Below are 14675 nucleotides of genomic sequence, written 5' to 3' on the forward strand. Positions count from 1 at the left end.
TAAAAAACTGGAGGGAAATGAAAATGAAAATGAAAAAGAAGAGTGTACTAGGGGCGATTGGATTATCAGCTATGCTGATGCTGGCGGCATGTTCATCAGACAAAGAAGGAGAAACATCTGCAGACAGCGGTAAAGCGGAATCAGAGGGTAAATCCTACAACCTGAAAATGTCCGTAACTGTCAATGACTCATCCACTTGGTATCAGGCGGCAGACAAATTATCGAAAGACCTGAAAGAAGAAACAGACGGCCGGATCAATATCGAAGTCTTCCCGAATGAACAATTATCAAACGGCGACCAAGGTAAAGGCGTCGAGCTCCTGACAAAAGGACAGACTGACTTGAGCCTTCACTCCACGATTATCTATTCCATCCTTGATGATCGTTTCGGAGTAGCGAGTGCACCGTTCCTGTTCAAAGATAAAGACGGCGTGGACAAAGTATTCAACGGTGCCGGCGGAGAAGCCATCGCAGAAATCCTCAATGAAAAGAACGTAGAGCTGCTTGGCTTTGGGGAAAACGGTTTCCGTCAGATCACTAACAGCAAAAAGGAAATTAAGTCACCGGCTGACATGAAAGGTCTGAAAATTCGTATTCCTGGAATTACGATGTATACCGACCTATACCGTGCTTTAGGTGCAGATCCAACGACTATGGCATTCTCTGAAGTCTTTACAGCGCTGCAGCAAGGAACGATTGACGGCCAGGAGAATCCGATCGATGTCATTCATTCGTCCAAGCTGAGCGAAGTACAGGATTACTTGACGACTTGGAACTATTCTTATGACCCGCTTGTATTAGGGATCAATAAAAAGTTGTTTGACTCCATGAGTGCAGAAGATCAGGAGCTGGTGAAGAAGCTGGGTAAAGAAGCAGCGGAGTATCAAGTAGAGCTGGCACGTGAAACGGAAGCGAAGCAAATTGACGAGCTGAAGGATGCGGGGATGCAGTTTTACGCACCGACTGAGGAAGAATTAGCGGTGTTCACAGAAGCGGTACAGCCTGTTTATGAAAAATACGAAGATATCTGGGGTAAGGATCTGTTAGAAAAGTTCCGCGACCAATAAGGACTGGAGGGTGGATACATGGGAAAGGTACTCAATAGATTAGAAGAGTGGATTGTCGTCATCGTGTTGTCCATCATGTCCACCATTGCATTCGTGAACGTGCTATCCAGAGGGTTTGCCAATTATTCATTTTCCTTTACGGAGGAAATCACAGTAAATTTGTTTGTCATGTTGACATTTGTCGGAACGGCCATTGGTGTGCGTGAATACGCGCACCTTGGCTTTACGCTGATTTACGACAGAGGGAACAGACTGCTGAAGAATATCATCACGATTTTGGTAGGCTTGATGATGGTGCTATTATTTTTCATTCTTTTATTTTATGGAATTAAGATGGTGCAGTATCAGGTGGATATGGGGCAGAAAACGCCTTCTCTTGGCTGGCCACAATGGTGGTTCTCGATGTCGATGCCGATTGGAGCATTCTTCTGTTTGATTCGCTCCATTCAAGCAACAATCACGGAATTCCGTCAGCAAAATGGGAAGGGAGAGCAGCCATTATGACAGCTATTATTTTATTCGGCCTGTTTTTTATCTTAGTTATGCTTCGAATGCCGATTGCTGTAGCGCTGGCGATCTCATCCATTGTGGTGCTCTTTACAGGCAGCGGGTTATTCGGCTTGGAATTAGTAGCAGATATTATGTATACGAGTGTGGCGAAGTTTACGCTGCTTGCGATTCCGTTTTTCATTTTGGCGGGCGTCATTATGGAGCACGCAGGGATCTCGAAGCGCTTGATTGATTTTGCACAAGCTTTGGTCGGTCACCGGAAAAGCGGAATTATCTTTGTTACCGTGATGACGGCGATTTTCTTTGCTGCCATCTCTGGCTCCGGCCCGGCGACTGTAGCGGCAATCGGCGGTATTTTGATTCCGGGCATGGTAAAGAACGGGTATAAGACCGAAACAGCAGCCGGCTTAGTTGCGAGTTCGGGTGCAATTGGGATTATCATACCGCCCAGTATCGCATTTATCGTGTTTGCGGTCGTAGCAGGTGATCAAATTCCTGTTTCTATCGGACGGCTGTTCATGGCAGGCGTGATTCCAGGACTGTTATTAGGTGCAGGTTTCATCCTGGCAGCCATGTTTGTCAGACGCCGGCAGGAAAAGCGCGAAGGCCCGATAGCTGCTCAGCAGAAAACAGAGCCGGCTTCCGGAAAAGAACGTTTACAGGCATTTGTCAGTGCGATCTGGGGATTGCTGATTCCGGTCATTATACTGGGCGGGATTTACGGCGGGTTTTTCACGCCGACAGAAGCCGCAGTTGTCGCCGTATTCTATAGCTTGTTTATCGGTTTTTTCATTTACCGCGAATTAACGCTGAAGAAACTGTACGATATTTTGGTGGCGGCAGGCATTCAGACAGCGGTTGTCATGTTCATCGTCAGTGCGGCAAGTGTGTATGCGTATATCATTACGACGGAGCAGATTGCCACACAGGTATCCAACGTCATGCTGGGTATTTCCGATAATAAAATTATTATTCTGCTGCTGATCAATATCATTCTATTGATTGCGGGGATGTTTATCGACGCAATTTCTGCCTATTATATTTTCGTGCCGATTTTATTGCCTATCGTGCTGTTGTTTGATGTGGATCCCACCGTATTCGGTGTGTTCATGACAGTCAACTTGGCGATCGGACTTTTTACACCGCCTGTAGGTCTCAACTTGTTTGTGGCCGCCGGGATATCGAATATGTCGATTGGACAGGTATCGAGAGGGGTCTTGCCTTTCGTTGTCTCCTCGATCATTATTTTGTTCCTGATTACGTATATTCCTCAAATATCCACATTTCTGCCAGACTTATTAAATATTAAATAGATACAGGGAGGGATGCTTGTGAAACTGAAAGGCCAGACAGCGATCGTCACGGGGGCAGCCAGCGGTATTGGCGCCCGGACGGCCCTCCTTCTCTCTCAAGAAGGAGCTAATGTTGTTTTAGTCGACTTAAACAGCTGCCGCAGCACTCTGAATGACATTCAAGAATCACGAGAAGAAGCGGGAGTCCTAGAGTGTCTGGGCGATATTCGGGATAGTGAGTTTGTAAGCGCCGTCATCGCGAGAGCATCCGATACATTCGGCGAATTGCATATCCTAATTAATAACGCGGGCACATGCAGCAGAAACAGTTTAGAAACCATGACACTTGATATGTGGGACCGCGACATGGATACAAATGCAAAAGCTGCATTCCTGTTTACTCAAGCGGTTGTTTATCCGCATATGATGGGACAAAAGTACGGGCGGATCATTAATATCAGTTCGATTTCGGGAATGAATGGCGGTGTCATCTCCGGCGGTTCCAAAGACGGCAGATCCGGGCCGGCCTACTCGGCTTCCAAAGGTGCAATAATTGCACTGACGAAGTGGGTGGCGAAAGAGCTGGGGGAATACGGGATCACGTGTAATTCAGTGGCACCCGGGGCAACTGAAAGTGCGATTACGGCAGGTATTGAATACGATGTCAGCGGCCAGGCGGTCAAACGGATCGGCACACCTGCTGATATCGCACAGGCTGTTTTATATTTTGCATCATCCGAATCAAGCTATACGACAGGACAAATTCTGAAAGTTGATGGAGGGTACAGTTTTGGATAATCGTATTCAAGCGGTGTATGACGGCACGACGAATCGCATCATCGGACGTTTGAAGAAAGATATTGATTTGTTTGAAGGCATTATTGAAATATGCAAAGAGCATAGCGTGGAAGCGGCACAGTTTCAATGTATGGGCTCTCTCGCATACGCCACATTCGTACAGCTGGATCAGAATGAGGACAAGTCCCTGCAGTATTCCAATCGGATTGTCACGGACACTCCGGTTGAACTGCTGACAGGCACGGGCTTTGTCGGTCACAGCGCAGAAGGAGAACTGGAAGTCCATTTTCACGGATTATTCGTTGATTGCAATAAAAATATCAATGGCGGTCATTTCATCGGCGGTGAAAATCCGATTGCCATCACAGTGGAGTTTATAATTTTTCCCCTGCTGGATGCTGCCATGCAGCGGCGCCCGGATGAAATTTCGGGTATCCCTGTATTCCACTTTTTAGAGAAGGAGTGAAGAATTTTGGAGACAATCGGTAAATTGGCAATGAAATCAGCAGCTGCCTATCCGGATAAAACAGCGGTAAAAGACGCACAGCGTTCATTTACATACCGGGAAATGATGGAACGGGCACTCGCTCTGACAGCCTATTTTAAGAAGGTCGGACTGAAAAAAGGAGACCGTTTCGGAATTTTGATGTCAAACCGGCTGGAACACATTGAACTGGATGTGGCCGCAGCACTTTCGGGAGTTATCAAAGTACCGCTGAATTACAGACTTCATCCAAAAGAACATGCTTACATGCTGATGGATGCAGATGTGAAGCTGGTGATTGGAGAAGAGCAGTTGATCGAACCGATCGATATGAAATTACAGGCGCTGCCGATCGGCGAGGCGTATGAAAAGGCGATAGAAAGCTGTAAAGGTATTCATTCGGCTGTAGCTGTCGATGAAGATGATATTTTTGCGATTATGTACACATCCGGCACGACAGGCAATCCAAAAGGTGTCATGCTGAGTCACCGCAACATGATTGCAGGCGCGTTGTCACTGGCCCTTGTCTGCGAGACGGGTTACGACGATGTCATCGGGCACGTCGCTCCCTTGACGCACGGCAGTAATTTCTTATCACATGTAGCGTGGCTGTATGGGCTGACGCAGGTAGTGTTCAGTAATTTTGAGCCGGAAGAATTCGTACTTGATTTGAAACGTGAAAATATTACCGTCATCTTCCTGGTGCCGACAATGGTCAATCTGATGATTCAGCATCCTAAGTTTGATCCGAAAAATCTGGCTACGCTGAAAGCAATTAACATGGCGGGATCGGCTATCGCGGCGAGTAAACTCGAGCAAGCGCTCGCTCTGACGGGCCCGATTTTCGCCCAGACATTCGGGCAGGTGGAAGCACCGATGTGCATTACGATGATGCCGAAACGCGAACTGGGAGATCATTTGGAATCGTGCGGACGTGTCGGACCGTTTGTTGATGTGAAAATTGTTGATGACCAAGGGACAGAACTGCCGGCAGGGGAAGTCGGAGAAATCGTCTGCAAAGGGTCACTTGTCATGAAAGGCTACTGGAATAATGAGCAGGCGACGAATGAAACACTGATTGACGGCTGGCTGCAGACAGGCGATCTCGGCTGGAAAAGTGACGAAGGCTATGTTCATATTGTCGACCGGAAAAAAGACGTCATCATCTCAGGGGGCGTCAATATTTATCCGCGAGAAGTGGAAGAAGTGCTGAATAAACATACCGGCGTAAAGGAGACATGTGTCATTGGCGTGCCTGATGACAAGTGGGGAGAGAACGTCATCGCGTATGTTGTTCCGAACGGCACAGCTGAGGTGACGAATGAAGACTTGATCCAGCTGTGCCTCGATCATATGGCCAGTTTCAAGAAGCCGAAAGAAATTCATATCGTGGAAGAACTGCCGAAAAGCTCATACGGCAAAATACTGAAGCGGGAGCTGCGCAGTCAGCATGAGGAGGTGCAATCATGACGAATGTATATATTGAGGGAATCGGAATGACAAAGTTCGGTAAATTTGTGGATCGATCGATGAAATCACTCCTTCTGGATGCCTGTGTTGAGGCACTGGAAGATGCGGGAAATCCGAAAGTTGATGCGGTATTCGTCGGGAACTTCATGGGCGGTTCCATCTCCAATCAAGAAATCCTTGGCGCCATTGTCGCGAATGAACTTGGCCTCGGCTACGTTCCGACGGCCAAAGTCGAAGGAGCCTGCGCGTCAGGCGGCATCGCTCTTCGTCAAGGCATTATGGGAATCTTGAGCGGCGAGTATGAGACGGTGCTGGTGGCGGGCGTCGAAAAGATGAAACATGCCTCCACAGCGGACGTCACGCAGGCCATCAACGCTGCAATGGATACGGATTCCAATGAAAAGCAGGCGGGACTGACCTTCCCGGGTTTCTTCGGAGTGCTTGCAAACCGGTACTTCCATGAAACAGATGCCACGAAAGAACATCTGGCCATGATTGCACTGAAGAACCGCGAGAACGCCTTGAACAACCCGTTGGCGCAGTTCCAAAAGCCGACGACGATGGATGAAATCATGAGTGCGCGGATTATCACGTCACCGCTCGGTCTGTTTGACTGCTCACCGACAACGGATGGGGCAGCAGCTTTAATTATTTCCAATAAAAAAGGAAAGATTCATATTCGTTCGTCAGCACAGAGTTCGGGACCTACACAAATGCAGGATGCAGATGATCTGCTGTCGCTGCCTGCTGTCCGGGAGTCCGGCCGTATGGCGTACGAAAAGGCAGGAGTCGGCCCCGAAGATATAGACGTCGTGGAAATCCATGACTGTTTCTCCATGACAGAGATGATTGCGACAGAGGAGCTCGGCTTCTTCCGTAAACGAGAAGGCTGGCTAGCGGTGGAGCAGGGACGAACGAAAGCAACCGGCGATAAGCCTGTCAATACGAGCGGAGGTCTGCTGTCACGCGGCCATCCGATTGGTGCAACAGGCATTGCGCAGATCTATCATTTAGTCCGGCAGCTTCGCGGGACAGCGCCGAATCAAGTCGAAGGGGCACGGCTGGCACTTGCGCAGAATCTGGGCGGAACCGGCTCTTATTCCACAGTTCATATTTTAGAAAGGTTGTGAAGAAGGGATGAAAATTTATCAATGCGATCAGTGTGAATATGCCAGCGTGTCGGATAAGTACAGATGTCCAAGTTGTGGAACCGGACAACTGCAAGAAAAGGAATTGTCATCAAAAGGCAGTGTCTACAGCTACACAGACATCCATATTGCGCCTGCTGAATTTGCGCATCTAGCGCCTTATACCGTTGCGCTCGTCCAGCTGGATGAAGCGCCAGTGAAAGTGACCGTGCGGATGAGTTCTGGTGTGAAGATCGGTGACACAGTGGATTTGGATCATTTGGAGGATGGGGCGTATATTTATAGCAAGTGCTGACAAATGGGAGTGTTCGATGTGCCCGTGATCGTAGAAAGCGGTTGAGCGCTCATTGACACCTCGCGAGTGATCATAGAAAGTCGACGGACGCTCATAACAAGCGTCTGCGTGATCATAAACACCCCGTAGGTGATCGTACACAGGGGCCAGCCGCTCATAGCACCATATTTGAATATTCTTTTTATGGGTTAACGGCTTGTACCTGGCATGCTATACTGATGCCAGGTGCAAGTTTTGCTCGTTAGGGAGAGTTGTCTGTGAAAATCATACCGGTAATTTCTAAAATCATTTCTAAATATCTGCCCATCTGGATTGTGCTGTTATCGATTATCGCTTACGCCATTCCAGATGCTTTCATTTCCATCCGCCAGCTGACCGGCTTCGGACTGGGGACCATCTTCTTCCTGATGGGACTGTCGCTGTCTTGGGAAAAGCTGCTCGAAGTGATTAAAAATCCGAAGTATGCGCTGCTCGGTGTATTTCTGAAATGGACGATCATGGTCGGCGTGTCAATAGGTATTGCCTATGTGTTCTTCAGCAATCAAGCCGAAATCGCAACAGGGATTATCTTGGCGGGAACGGTGCCAAGCGGAACATCCGCGAATATTTATACATTCATTGCAGGCGGAGAAGTTGCGCTGAGCATTACGATGGCCACACTGGACACGTTCATTTCGCCTGTGCTGACGCCTGTGCTGCTGCAAGTATTCGCAGGACGCTTTATCCCGATTGAATTCTGGCCTTTATTCCTTAATATCATATATATCGTATTCCTGCCTTTACTGGCGGGACTGCTAGTGCAATGGAAATGGCAGAAACAAGTGGAAACCATCAAACCGTATACACCGGTTTTATCGCAGCTCGCGTTATTTGTCGTTATCCTCTCCGTCATTTCGAACGCACAGCAGGCGTTATCGGAAAATCTATCTGTATTACCGCTCGTTTTCGTGGCGGTTACCCTGCAAGTCTGCATTCCCATGCTGTCGGGTTACTTCATTGCCAGATGGCTCGGCGTGCCGGAACGCAATGCGCGCGCTATTTTATTCCACACGGGCATTTGTAACTCCGCATTGGCCGCGACGCTTGCGATGGAACATTTCGGCTCGCTTGCTGCCGTGCCGGCTGTTGCCAATATGGTCATGAATTTGACGATCGGGGCGCTGATGGCGAGTTTATTTGAGAATAAATTTCGGATGAATGATGAGGAAGTGCAGGCATGACAAAAGAAGCTGTCCGGGAAGTGAAAGTTGCTTCTAGGACAGCTTTTTCTAATGTAATACAGTGAGATAAATACCGCAGCGCTCCAAAGTGGCTCCAGACCGCACCAAACTGGCTGTTCACCGCACTATTGTTCCATGCTGCTTGGTTCATACGCAACTCCAAGTACAGTTTTGAATTCTTTCTAAGTTGTAGGGGGACCAGTTACCTTATTTTCAATGTACTTCTGGGCAATAAACTCATTCATATGTGCTGGATTTTGCTTTACTCAATTGATCTTTCATATTAAAAATAAATTCCCCCGCAAAGAAAGCTAATAGGCCGCTCCAAAAAATCATACTCGGCGAGAATAAAATGCTGTCTTTTGCTAAATAGTAGAAGTAGTTTATCGCTGAGACGAGCATATACACAAAAAAACCAATAGTGATGCCCCTTTTTGAATTAATCAACTCCTGATCATTCATCTTTTTGAAAAATACCATGTGTCATCCCTTCCTTCATCCTTCCTGAATAGATTTAATTTACACCATTGTTAATCCAATAGACGAGGCCGATTGTAAAATAGATGATGACAGAAACCGGTATGGACAGGCTGAATAAAATCAATCGTTTACGACCTGGTGTTTCTTTTACCGCATTATAATGAATGCCTAACGTGATGATGGACATCATTATGGTCGCATGGTCAAGATAGGAAGTCAGCTGATATAAAGGCTTGTGTGTCAACGAGCTGTAAATGACAGACGCTAAAATAAACACAGATGTCAAAATTGCCAATTTAGTATTTGTCATTCTTTTCAACACCCGCTTCCTGCATTAGACTTTGTTTCTACAGTTTAGTTACAACAATCATAGTCTGTGTTTTACACAGGATAAGAAATAGCGGGCTGTAGATCTAGTTCTATCTAGATCAATGTAATGAAAAGACTTTTATTCGACACGGGAATCCCAAAGCAGCTTTCCATCAGCAGAGTAAATTTGTTCGTGTTCTATTGGTTCTCCTGGAGGCTCAATACCTTGAATCCAGCGATTTACAATATAGTGATGGTCAAACCCTATATTATTTGTCGCTATGATTGTCGTCGTATAAATCTCCCCGTCGCCTAATGTTACTTCTTCATCCGTTTCATAGCCTTCAGAAAACATGTCATGCGGGATTTTTTTATCAGAAATCACATGATCATCTACTTTGCTAACGACACGTATGTCAGTGAATTTTATCTCTGATTCTACTTTCTGAATGTCTGCACTAAGAATTCCTTTTTTCCAATAAATATTGTCACTGTATCGCTCTTCACCCTCAAAACTTGGAATAAGCGTTGGGAAAACCACCTCTTTTATACTCTCCATACCAATTCGGTCGTCTTGAGTGGTTTTCATTACACCCCGTTCATTAATCACAATTTTGGGCAATGCATCACCAAAAATATCACGGGAAACAGTTATGCGGAAAGTGGTGCCGCTTTTTTGCATAGGGAATAGCTCGCCGTCAAAATCCAGACTGACAACAGTGTGTTGACTGACCTCCTTCGGTGTTAGAGTGAAGGTTAGGGGCAATGTAAGCTCTTCTGCATTAATCGCTCCCAATTCGGTAGCAGCACTTTCAATAAGGCTCGCCTTTTGTTTTAACATGTCGTCAACATTAGAAGAAATCATATTCATGTCATTTCTTACGCTGTTATTCCAATACTCCATTTCAGCAGTTGTATTTTCTATGTGCATTTGCAGATTGTTGATTTTAAAAAATGAAACCGCTTGGGATACTAGGAGTATTCCCACTAAAATATATAATATTTGATTCTTCATTTTGCCCTCCTTCAGTAACTTCCACACCATAATGTATAGGAGCCCGGCACCTTACTTTCTATTTTTCTTGCCTTCATAGGAATCTACAACCTTCCCGTCCTTTGTTTGTTTCAGGATATACTTATCACTTGCGTATTTATTATGATCGTCTAATTCTTTCCCTAAAGTTTTATAGTCTGTGTTCATTAACCAACCGCCATATTCACCCATATCACCTTTTAACTGTTAGGGTAATTTTATTTATTTCATTTATAGTTCTATCATTTTTATGAGTAACTTGTTCTAACACGGCATGCCCGAAAACTTCTACAACTCACTACTTCCTCCACAACAAGTAGAACAATTCATAAATGAAAATATTCGAAAGGGCCAGCACGCCTATCATGATATACATCTCGGAAGGCAATTTGAAGTAGTATATCACTATAGCTAAGAAGGCGAAAACGCCAAAGGTTCCGGCATACAATCGCTTACGGGTGGGAGTTGCTTTTTCTTTTGTACTAGATGCATTAAGCACAATGACTGTTACCGCCACTGTGAAGACTGTAATCAGCGCAGTGCGGGGAAAATCAAAAATAAGCACCATGGCAATTATAATCAGAGTCATCACAAGTATTTCAAGGTATTCTCTTACTTTATATCTGGCCATCTCGTATTTACCCCCGCAAACTAAACATTTTTCATGAACGCCTGCCTGGACTTTTCAGCCAGCCAATAAAAATCAAAGATTCACCGATCAGTAACCCTATGGCTGCAGCAGTGATTCCTGTTTTATAGTCCGGATTTTCAAAAACCAATCCTGCAATGATAAATCCGATGAGAAAGCCGAGTAAGATTTTTGGATATTTCCTCCATCTACTCCTGAAATATTCAGCCATGAAATGAACTCCTTTCAGCAGTTTCCGTTTCTATACCATGTTACCTAAATATACCATAAACGACTGAATTATTAAATGGTTCAGTCAACTACGCCTTCTCTAAACAAACAAAAAAGGCTGGTCAGAGAAATGAATTTCCTGACCGGTCTGATTGAAAGAATAAATGGGAACTAGTCACCCATAATTCAAGAACGTTTCTAAATTGTACAGGGACCAAGTACCTTATTCTATACACTACATGATATGATAGAAAAAAAGCTGCGGACAGACAAGGGGCGGAAGCGTTGAGGTTGAATCAATTTATCAGTTCTTCAGGATTCTGTTCCAGAAGGCAGGCGGAGCGGTATATTTCAGCCGGAAAGGTTCAGGTGAACGGGGAGATTGCACCGCATGTGTATTTTGTTGAAGAGAATGATCAGGTGGAAGTGGATGGCCAGGTCATTACACATGCTTCGCCGAATATTTATATGATGCTGAATAAACCAAGCGGAATTATTTGTACGGCTTCACCCGGCGTCGCGGATAATATTATTGACTTTGTGGCGTATCACGAACGTATATTTCCGGTGGGCCGGCTGGATAAAGAAACAGAAGGCCTGATTTTATTAACCAACGACGGCAGTATCGTGAATGAGTTAATGAAGGAAGAAAATCAGCAGGAAAAGGAATATATCGTGACAGTCGATAAAAAGATTACAGAGGATTTCATAGCAGACCTCTCAAGCGGTGTGGATATTTATAATCCGAGGAAAAAGGGTTATTCAAGAACAAATCCCTGTCCGGTAATTCAGCAGGATGACTATACATTCCGCATAACGCTTTCTCAGGGGCTGAATCGGCAAATCCGCAGAATGTGCCGCCGTTTCCAGTATACAGTTAAGCATTTGCAGAGGGTGCGGATCAAGCATATTGAGCTAGGTGTATTGGCACGGGGCCAGTGGCGCTTCCTGACGAGCGAGGAGATTGAAGGGTTAAAAAGAAAAGATAACGAGTAACGATTCTGAAATAAAAACATCCATGGAGTTGAATTCATTGATGTTTTTATTTTTGTTCAATTGCAACAGTGAAGTAATTATTAGCTTATTTGACAGTCACTACAACTTGTAGTATGTTATTGTTACTACAAGTTGTAGTGATTTAATTGTTATGGACGCATAACACTAAGTAAAGAGGTGTACACTTTGAATTATTTACAGAAGTTGTCTGATACTGAGATAGAATTAATGGAAGAGATTTGGGGTTATGAACAACCCGTCACTTCAAGAGAATTATTGAATACCTTCTCCACAAAGGGAAGAGAGTGGAAGTCCCAGACAATCTCCACATTTTTATCCAGATTAGTAGAAAAGGGATTTTTACATGTCACACGACGGGGCCGGACCAATACCTATGTTCCCTGCATTTCATCAGCGGATTATAAACTACAGGAAACACAAAATGTATTAGATGGGTTATATGAGGGCTCGGTCAAAAATTTGATTTCAGCGTTGTATGATGGTGAAAAGCTTTCAAGTGAAGACATTGCAGAATTGAAGCAATGGTTTTCAGAAAGATAGGTGGAAACCAAATGAGTTTATTTCTAGAACTTCTTGTCACACTCACGGTTAGCGGCAGTATAATTGTATGCTGCATCTTGTTGATGAGTCTCATTTCACCTGATGTTTTCCCTGCAAAAGTGCGTTATATAATTACAAAGTCGGCTGTTTGTTTCTATTTACTTCCAATAGCGTTTATAGCGGAACGACTCATGACATTCTTAAGTTTCAAGTCAGGGCAGATCGGGACTGCTTCCGGAACGGTTACACTTATACCGGAAACAGCTGCTGGAAACATTAGACGGTTGATCCCGGAATATATTATTTCCTTCGAGATAATTTCAGTATTATTAAGCTTGTGGGCGACAGGTGTTCTGACTTTTAGTATTTGGCAAATTTACTGCTATCAAAGATTTTTAAAAAATATAAGAGCATCCAGTATGCCTGTTTCGAATGATAGCGAAGCAGCTACACAGCTTATTTATATGAAGCAAGTAGTAGGGATAAAAGAAATTGTACGAATTAAGTATAATTCAAGTATTAAAAGTCCCGTCTTGGTCGGGTTGCTAAAGCCAACCATTTTACTTCCTGCGAACGATAAACTGGATATGGATTTAGGTATGGTCATTCGCCACGAATTAGTTCATCTCAAGCGCAAGGATTTATGGGTGAAGATGCTTGTTCTAAGCGCTGGGGCCATCCATTGGTTCAATCCTCTTGTTCACGTGCTTCGTAAGGACATTCATACGTGGAGCGAACTTTCCTGCGATGCAGAAGTTGTAAAGGATATGTCTCATGACGAGCGAAAAAGATACGGCGAAACGATTTTGAACGTCATGATAGGGTCCAGAGGATTGCCTATAAAGTTTTGCTCTTCATTATCAGGTGATGGAATACAGTTAAAGAGGAGGTTGACGATGATGTTGAATGTAAAGAAATTGAAAAAACACACTAAATTTATGACAGTCATTACGATTCTTATTATTGGTGCTATTGGTACATCTACAGCTGTTTGGGCTGCGAAAATTACGCCGGAGGTTACTGGTACAGTAAAGACACAGATTGCAGCAGATGAAAAAAAGGGAGGCTCCACTTTTTCCGACGGTTCCGAATATGATTATGCTTTTTCTGCGCTCTCTTCTGACCAACAGAAGCAAGTGACAAAAGAAATGGCTCACTACTATTTGGATGAACAAAGGAATGTAGTTTACTTCAGTGATTTACATACCGACAGTGTCCCTTTTACATCTCTTACGGCTGAACAACAGCTTCAAGCTACTAAGGAAATTGGCTGGTATTCACTTAAAATCATTAGAGAGCAGAAAACTAGTGTTGAATAACAGCAAATAATATGATATTCATGTCAGTTTGTAAAAGCACTAAAATAGTAAAGGGCGATATTATACAAGCAATCTTGTATAGTATCGCTCTTATTTTTAACTTAACCTCGTTCCCTAAGAGGCCTGTGTTTGGAACCCGTTGATCGCACTGCAACCAGCTTTCGCTCCGATCAATTCGAAGATCATTCAGTAACGCGCCCTATTGCGATATATCTTCTTAATTAATCTCTTGTTCATATATTAAATTTACGTCAGCATTTGGATATCCCAATTCATCTTTAAGATATTTTGTAATTAAACTACAATATTTTTCCTGATTTTCCTTCTGATCTTCAAGTAAGCGTATATTTACTAATACATCACGTTTAGGTAGATAATGAACAGATGTCACATTTTCTTTGTTAATGCTTTCATCAATAAACTTCTTCACTTTTGGTTCCACATTATTTTTAATCTCATTGTATCTTTTATCAGCTTCCCTAGAGTCTTCCATTTTCTGAAGTTCGTCATTATAATAAACCAGAAAATCTTCTCCATTGGACTTATCTCTTACCTTTGCAGCGTATTTAAAATAATTGAAATTTCCCATATTATCATACAACACATCGTATATTTCATATTCACCATCATAGTTAGAATTTAAAAATTCCTCGGCTTGCATTTTCACTTTTTCTTCTTCGGATTTATTAGGCGACATCTCTATCCAAAAAATTATTACAAAAATCAAAATTACTGCGAGTACTAAACCGCCTAAAATCAGTAATCCTTTTACTACTTTATTCAATGTCTATCCCCCTCATCTACCTTGAACAATCTGGCCCCATTAATGAACGG

The 14675-nt window shown here is 44.0% G+C and carries 19 protein-coding genes; 12 read left to right on the forward strand and 7 right to left on the reverse strand.

All coding sequences use genetic code 11. The annotated features are described in order from the left end of the window. The first annotated feature begins 17 nt into the window (after positions 1-17). The 9 genes from GDZ68_RS07755 (at position 18) to GDZ68_RS07795 (ending at position 8284) form a co-directional block, all read left to right on the forward strand. Positions 18-1067: a DctP family TRAP transporter solute-binding subunit gene (locus GDZ68_RS07755; protein WP_153721699.1), complete on the forward strand. Its 1050-nt coding sequence runs from the start codon at positions 18-20 to the stop codon at positions 1065-1067. An 18-nt stretch (positions 1068-1085) separates the two neighbouring features. Further along, positions 1086-1571, forward strand: a complete 486-nt coding sequence (locus tag GDZ68_RS07760) for a TRAP transporter small permease (protein ID WP_153721700.1) — start codon at positions 1086-1088, stop codon at positions 1569-1571. Continuing rightward, a complete protein-coding gene (locus GDZ68_RS07765; RefSeq protein WP_153721701.1) occupies positions 1568-2890 on the forward strand; it encodes a TRAP transporter large permease in 1323 nt (440 codons plus the stop codon). Before GDZ68_RS07760 ends, GDZ68_RS07765 begins: the two co-directional genes overlap by 4 nt. Positions 2891-2902: 12 nt before the next feature. Next, the gene (locus tag GDZ68_RS07770; RefSeq protein WP_153721702.1) at positions 2903-3667 is read left to right on the forward strand and encodes an SDR family NAD(P)-dependent oxidoreductase; all 765 of its coding nucleotides are present in this window, start codon (positions 2903-2905) and stop codon (positions 3665-3667) included. Beyond that, on the forward strand, positions 3660-4133 hold the full coding sequence (locus tag GDZ68_RS07775) for a PPC domain-containing DNA-binding protein (protein WP_153721703.1): 474 nt from the start codon (positions 3660-3662) through the stop codon (positions 4131-4133). The genes GDZ68_RS07770 and GDZ68_RS07775 overlap by 8 nt, the downstream gene beginning before the upstream one ends. Before the next feature lie 6 nt (positions 4134-4139). After that, on the forward strand, positions 4140-5621 hold the full coding sequence (locus tag GDZ68_RS07780; RefSeq protein WP_153721704.1) for a class I adenylate-forming enzyme family protein: 1482 nt from the start codon (positions 4140-4142) through the stop codon (positions 5619-5621). Beyond that, the gene (locus GDZ68_RS07785) at positions 5618-6751 is read left to right on the forward strand and encodes a thiolase C-terminal domain-containing protein (RefSeq protein ID WP_153721705.1); all 1134 of its coding nucleotides are present in this window, start codon (positions 5618-5620) and stop codon (positions 6749-6751) included. The genes GDZ68_RS07780 and GDZ68_RS07785 overlap by 4 nt, the downstream gene beginning before the upstream one ends. Before the next feature lie 7 nt (positions 6752-6758). Further along, positions 6759-7064 (forward strand): Zn-ribbon domain-containing OB-fold protein, encoded by a 306-nt coding sequence (locus GDZ68_RS07790; RefSeq protein ID WP_153721706.1) that lies wholly within the window; start codon positions 6759-6761, stop codon positions 7062-7064. 257 nt (positions 7065-7321) lie between these two features. Beyond that, on the forward strand, positions 7322-8284 hold the full coding sequence (locus GDZ68_RS07795; RefSeq protein ID WP_153721707.1) for a bile acid:sodium symporter family protein: 963 nt from the start codon (positions 7322-7324) through the stop codon (positions 8282-8284). Between the two features lie 237 nt (positions 8285-8521). On the opposite strand, the gene GDZ68_RS07800 is transcribed toward GDZ68_RS07795, so the two are convergent. The 6 genes from GDZ68_RS07800 to GDZ68_RS07820 all read right to left on the reverse strand — a co-directional run bounded on the left by GDZ68_RS07800 (position 8522) and on the right by GDZ68_RS07820 (position 10966). Continuing rightward, positions 8522-8764 carry a hypothetical protein gene (locus tag GDZ68_RS07800; RefSeq protein ID WP_153721708.1) on the reverse strand — a complete coding sequence of 81 codons (243 nt, stop codon included), beginning with the start codon at positions 8762-8764 and terminating at the stop codon, positions 8522-8524. Between the two features lie 34 nt (positions 8765-8798). Then, positions 8799-9074, reverse strand: coding sequence for a hypothetical protein (locus GDZ68_RS07805; RefSeq protein ID WP_153721709.1), 276 nt, complete (start codon positions 9072-9074; stop codon positions 8799-8801). 138 nt (positions 9075-9212) lie between these two features. Beyond that, complete coding sequence (locus tag GDZ68_RS07810; protein WP_153721710.1) at positions 9213-10088, reverse strand: hypothetical protein; 876 nt, start codon at positions 10086-10088, stop codon at positions 9213-9215. A 51-nt stretch (positions 10089-10139) separates the two neighbouring features. Further along, complete coding sequence (locus tag GDZ68_RS18295; protein ID WP_255425139.1) at positions 10140-10274, reverse strand: hypothetical protein; 135 nt, start codon at positions 10272-10274, stop codon at positions 10140-10142. Positions 10275-10404: 130 nt separating this feature from the next. Next, complete coding sequence (locus GDZ68_RS07815) at positions 10405-10737, reverse strand: hypothetical protein (RefSeq protein WP_153721711.1); 333 nt, start codon at positions 10735-10737, stop codon at positions 10405-10407. 31 nt (positions 10738-10768) lie between these two features. Beyond that, positions 10769-10966: a hypothetical protein gene (locus tag GDZ68_RS07820; protein ID WP_153721712.1), complete on the reverse strand. Its 198-nt coding sequence runs from the start codon at positions 10964-10966 to the stop codon at positions 10769-10771. Positions 10967-11250: 284 nt separating this feature from the next. Between GDZ68_RS07820 and GDZ68_RS07825 the strand changes: the two genes are divergently transcribed. The 3 genes from GDZ68_RS07825 to GDZ68_RS07835 all read left to right on the forward strand — a co-directional run bounded on the left by GDZ68_RS07825 (position 11251) and on the right by GDZ68_RS07835 (position 13841). After that, positions 11251-11961, forward strand: a complete 711-nt coding sequence (locus GDZ68_RS07825; protein WP_153721713.1) for a pseudouridine synthase — start codon at positions 11251-11253, stop codon at positions 11959-11961. Between the two features lie 186 nt (positions 11962-12147). Further along, positions 12148-12522, forward strand: a complete 375-nt coding sequence (locus GDZ68_RS07830) for a BlaI/MecI/CopY family transcriptional regulator (protein WP_153721714.1) — start codon at positions 12148-12150, stop codon at positions 12520-12522. An 11-nt stretch (positions 12523-12533) separates the two neighbouring features. After that, positions 12534-13841, forward strand: coding sequence for a M56 family metallopeptidase (locus GDZ68_RS07835; protein WP_153721715.1), 1308 nt, complete (start codon positions 12534-12536; stop codon positions 13839-13841). 217 nt (positions 13842-14058) lie between these two features. Here GDZ68_RS07835 and GDZ68_RS07840 read toward each other — a convergent pair whose 3' ends face one another. Further along, positions 14059-14625 carry a hypothetical protein gene (locus GDZ68_RS07840; RefSeq protein WP_153721716.1) on the reverse strand — a complete coding sequence of 189 codons (567 nt, stop codon included), beginning with the start codon at positions 14623-14625 and terminating at the stop codon, positions 14059-14061. Positions 14626-14675 lie beyond the last annotated feature (50 nt).

It is taken from the genome of Sporosarcina cascadiensis, from assembly GCF_009650995.1.
Lineage (GTDB): Bacteria > Bacillota > Bacilli > Bacillales_A > Planococcaceae > Sporosarcina > Sporosarcina cascadiensis.

What these genes read in the sequence shown, in the direction of transcription:
- GDZ68_RS07755 (WP_153721699.1), top strand. Translation starts at nt 18, where the DNA reads ATGAAAATGAAAATGAAAAAGAAGAGTGTACTAGGGGCGATTGGATTA.
- GDZ68_RS07760 (WP_153721700.1), top strand. Translation starts at nt 1,086, where the DNA reads ATGGGAAAGGTACTCAATAGATTAGAAGAGTGGATTGTCGTCATCGTG.
- GDZ68_RS07765 (WP_153721701.1), top strand. Translation starts at nt 1,568, where the DNA reads ATGACAGCTATTATTTTATTCGGCCTGTTTTTTATCTTAGTTATGCTT.
- GDZ68_RS07770 (WP_153721702.1), top strand. Translation starts at nt 2,903, where the DNA reads ATGCTTGTGAAACTGAAAGGCCAGACAGCGATCGTCACGGGGGCAGCC.
- GDZ68_RS07785 (WP_153721705.1), top strand. Translation starts at nt 5,618, where the DNA reads ATGACGAATGTATATATTGAGGGAATCGGAATGACAAAGTTCGGTAAA.
- GDZ68_RS07790 (WP_153721706.1), top strand. Translation starts at nt 6,759, where the DNA reads ATGAAAATTTATCAATGCGATCAGTGTGAATATGCCAGCGTGTCGGAT.
- GDZ68_RS07800 (WP_153721708.1), bottom strand. Translation starts at nt 8,764, where the DNA reads ATGGTATTTTTCAAAAAGATGAATGATCAGGAGTTGATTAATTCAAAA.
- GDZ68_RS07805 (WP_153721709.1), bottom strand. Translation starts at nt 9,074, where the DNA reads ATGACAAATACTAAATTGGCAATTTTGACATCTGTGTTTATTTTAGCG.
- GDZ68_RS07810 (WP_153721710.1), bottom strand. Translation starts at nt 10,088, where the DNA reads ATGAAGAATCAAATATTATATATTTTAGTGGGAATACTCCTAGTATCC.
- GDZ68_RS18295 (WP_255425139.1), bottom strand. Translation starts at nt 10,274, where the DNA reads ATGAACACAGACTATAAAACTTTAGGGAAAGAATTAGACGATCATAAT.
- GDZ68_RS07815 (WP_153721711.1), bottom strand. Translation starts at nt 10,737, where the DNA reads ATGGCCAGATATAAAGTAAGAGAATACCTTGAAATACTTGTGATGACT.
- GDZ68_RS07820 (WP_153721712.1), bottom strand. Translation starts at nt 10,966, where the DNA reads ATGGCTGAATATTTCAGGAGTAGATGGAGGAAATATCCAAAAATCTTA.
- GDZ68_RS07835 (WP_153721715.1), top strand. Translation starts at nt 12,534, where the DNA reads ATGAGTTTATTTCTAGAACTTCTTGTCACACTCACGGTTAGCGGCAGT.